This window comes from Chitinophaga sp., assembly GCF_035761305.1.
Classification (GTDB): Bacteria; Bacteroidota; Bacteroidia; order Chitinophagales; family Chitinophagaceae; genus Chitinophaga.
The window spans coordinates 1-3,719 of sequence record NZ_DASTRI010000069.1; the positions used below are offsets into that span (position 1 = coordinate 1).

The window sequence follows — 3,719 nt, forward strand, 5'->3', positions numbered from 1 at the left end:
CCGGTGTAAACAGGTATTCTAAAGTAATAAACAGTTGCTGCTTTTCAAAGCACCGGTAATGGTACAGAGTTTGTGCCGCATTTGGTAAAAACTGTAGAATCATGGGAAAAGACAGAGAAGGAAGATTTATTCCGCTTAAAGGAAAACCCTCCGGTTCAGGCAGGGAAAGCAACCTGGGATTGCGGCCGCAGATAAGTGAAGATGAGTTGCAGCAGGATGAGGAAATTACAGAAAAATATACCAGTGGCGAAGATACATTAGCACCCAATGTGCATAAGCGGCACCCGAACCGTAATACCGCAAAAGGGGATGAGGAGGAATATGCCGCAAAACATCAGCCTCAGAATACCTACAAGAACCGCACGGATATACGGCTTACCGGGAGCATCCAGCCTGAACCATTGCCCTCCGCCTTTACAAAAGATGGTTTTAAAGAGCTGGCCGGTTACAGGGCCGATCATTGCATTACCTTGTATATGCCCACGCACAAAGCAGGGGTGGAAGTAAACCAGCAGCAGGATGCCATATTGTTTAAAACCATGCTGCAGCAGGTACAGCAGCAGCTGCAGCAAAAAGACTTACCGCCCGATGTGACAGAACCATTGTTACAGCCCGGCTTTGACCTGTGGAATAACAATGACTTTTGGCGGAGCCAGCAGCGTGGCCTGGGCGTGTTTATAGCGCCGCATTATTTTAAATATATACAATTGCCGTTTGAAGTAAAACAGCAGTGTTACATCAACCACTCTTTCCATACCAGCGCCTTAATGCCGCTGCTGAATAATAAAGAACAGTTTTACCTGTTGCTGTTAAGCAAGCACAAAGCTACTTTGTTTGAAGCAGATGCTTTTGGTATGCGCCCGGTGCCTGTAAATGGAATGCCGGATGGTATGGACGATGTAGTGCACTTTGAGGAAAAAGACGATCAGCAGCTGTTCCGCACGGGCGGCTCCGGGGCGGGCCATGGAGCTAACTACCATGGTATGGGCGCCGGTAAGCCCGACGAGAAAGCCAATATTTCCATGTACCTGGACGAAGTGGATGAAACGCTGTGGAAAGAGGTGCTGTCAACCAGCAACACGCCGTTGCTGCTGGCAGCAGTGGATTATATGATCCCTATTTTCAGAAAGCGTACGCACTATAAGCACATAATGGACGATGCGCTGATTGGCAACTATGAATATGAAAGCGTACCCGCCTTATATGAAAAGGCAAGGGAAAAAATGCAGCCTTATTTTAATCAGCGCGTGCAGCAGGCCCTGGAAAGATATGCCAATAACAGTACAAACGGCAACACATCATCTATCCCGGAAGATGTGATACCGGCCTGCTATTACTCCCGCGTGGATATTTTGTTTGTACAAAAGAATGCACAGCTGTGGGGAACCTTTAACGAACAGGATAACAGGCTTACCCTGCACGATACGGAGCAGCCGGGAGATGAATGCCTGATAAATGCAGCCATTGTGAAGGCCGTGGAAACAGGTGCAACCGTGTTTATGCTGGATAAGGAACAGATGCCGGCCGATAGTTCCCTGGCAGCTGTTATGCGGTACTGATTTTGTTCTTCATAAAAGGGATAGCCGGTGTCACAAAGTGGGCGCCGGCTTTTTTTAATAATTAATTATTAGCTATTTTCGCAGCAAATGAACCTCTGGAAAAATATCATTAAAAGCCCTACCTGATCCTGCACGGTTCCGCAATTCCTTCTTTTTATAAATCAATGGCAAATAAGCGCTCCGCACAGGGGCTGCTGTCGTTTGCCCGTACCACAACCTTTGCAGCAATCGCCAAACAAAAACCAATGCAAACAATTATAGAACCGTTCCGGATCAAGTCCGTAGAACCTATTTACTTTACTACCCGTGAAGAACGGGTACGTATTTTACAGGAAGCCCATTATAATCCCTTCCTGATCCACGCAAAAGATGTAATTATTGACCTGCTTACCGATAGCGGCACCAGCGCTATGAGCAGTGAGCAATGGGCCGGTGTTATGCGGGGCGATGAAAGCTATGCCGGCAGTGAAAGCTTTTTCAGGTTTGAAAGGTCGGTGCATAACATTACCGGCATGCCGTATATCATTCCTACCCACCAGGGCCGCGCGGCGGAAAAAATACTGTTCAGCATTACCGGGGGTAAAGGCAAATACTTTTTAAGCAATACCCTGTTTGACACTACCCGCGCAAACATTGAGTTTTCCGGCGCCACCGGGGTTGACCTGCTTTGTGATGAAGGCAGGCAGCCCGCCCTGGTAGCCCCTTTCAAAGGTAATATGAACGTAGCCGCCATGGAGCGGTTCATACAGGAAAAGGGCGCGGAAAACATCCCGCTGGTGATTATTACCGTTACCAATAATTCCGGCGGCGGACAGCCGGTGAGCATGGAGAACATAAAGGCTGTAAAAGCAGTATGTAATAAATATGGTATTCGCCTGTTTATTGATGCCTGCCGGTTTGCGGAAAACTGCTACTTTATTAAGCGGCGCGAGCCGGGGTACGGCGGTAAATCCATACTGGCCATTGCCCAGGAAATGTTTTCCTATGCCGACGGCTGTACCATGAGCGCCAAAAAAGACGCCTTTGCCAACATCGGCGGCTTCCTGGCCATGCGCGATGAACAGCTGGCCATGGAATGCCGTAACCTGCTGATCATTACAGAGGGGTTCCCCACTTATGGCGGCCTGGCCGGCCGCGACCTGGAGGCCATTGCCATAGGCCTGGAAGAGGTGCTGCAGGAAGATTACCTGCAGTATCGCATCCGCAGTATTGAGTACATAGGAGAGAAGCTGGATGCGGCCGGCGTACCTTATATTAAGCCCACCGGCGGGCATGCCATATACCTGGATGCGAAGGCCTTTCTGCCGCACATACCGGTGCATGAATACCCCGGGCAGGCTTTATGTGGCGCGTTGTATACAGAAGGGGGAGTACGGGGTGTGGAAATTGGTTCTGTTATGTTCGGTAAGTATGCGGCCGATGGTTCGCTTATACCGGCTGCTATGGAGCTGGTGCGCCTGGCCATTCCCCGCCGGGTATACACCCAAAGCCATATCGATTATGTGGCGGAGGTGATCCTGGAGGTATTTAAACAGCGCGAAAGCATTAAAGGCTATAGAATAACGTATGAAACCCCGCTGCTGCGGCATTTTATAGCGCATTTTGAACAGTTATGATAACAAAACGGCAGGCGGTCTTGAATAACCGCCTGCTGTATAACCGGCTTGCTCTACACGCAATTTTCCCCGGCCGCTAATCCCATCCGATAGATAATACCCTCCCCGGAAATCATTTTTTATTGTCGCAAACCTCCCTGCAGGCCCTCTTTTTGTTCAGTTAAACATTACAGGATAACTTTATTTTTTTCAAGTTTGCATTATTCAGTAAAAACGTCAACTTATCTTACTTTTTAAGTAATTGTGATCAAATAAGTAAAATATTATGATTAAATATATTCAATTAAACATTTGTTTAACTTAAACAAACGTTTAATTTTGCACCTGTTTAAATGCACGTTTAAATTTTTGGAGGGATAGACAATGGACTATAATCATAAACAGATACAAATCCTGGATGCGGCAGAGCGTTTGTTCGCTATGCATGGTTTCCATGGAGCTTCTGTAAGAGATATAGCGCAGGAGGCAGATGTTAATATTGCAATGATATCCTATTACTTCGGATCAAAAGAACGGCTCATCGAAGCTATTTTCCTGAAACGGG

General features: G+C 47.5%; 3 protein-coding genes. All 3 read left to right on the forward strand.

Annotated elements, in window-relative coordinates; genetic code table 11:
* Positions 1–101 precede the first annotated feature (101 nt).
* Positions 102–1,559: a hypothetical protein gene (locus tag VFS25_RS06470; RefSeq protein ID WP_326461310.1), complete on the forward strand. Its 1,458-nt coding sequence runs from the start codon at positions 102–104 to the stop codon at positions 1,557–1,559.
* A gap of 164 nt (positions 1,560–1,723) precedes the next feature.
* Positions 1,724–3,175 carry a tryptophanase gene (locus VFS25_RS06475; RefSeq protein WP_326461311.1) on the forward strand — a complete coding sequence of 484 codons (1,452 nt, stop codon included), beginning with the start codon at positions 1,724–1,726 and terminating at the stop codon, positions 3,173–3,175.
* Between the two features lie 363 nt (positions 3,176–3,538).
* A partial coding sequence (locus tag VFS25_RS06480) for a TetR family transcriptional regulator (protein WP_326461312.1) occupies positions 3,539–3,719 on the forward strand: 181 nt, incomplete at its 3' end.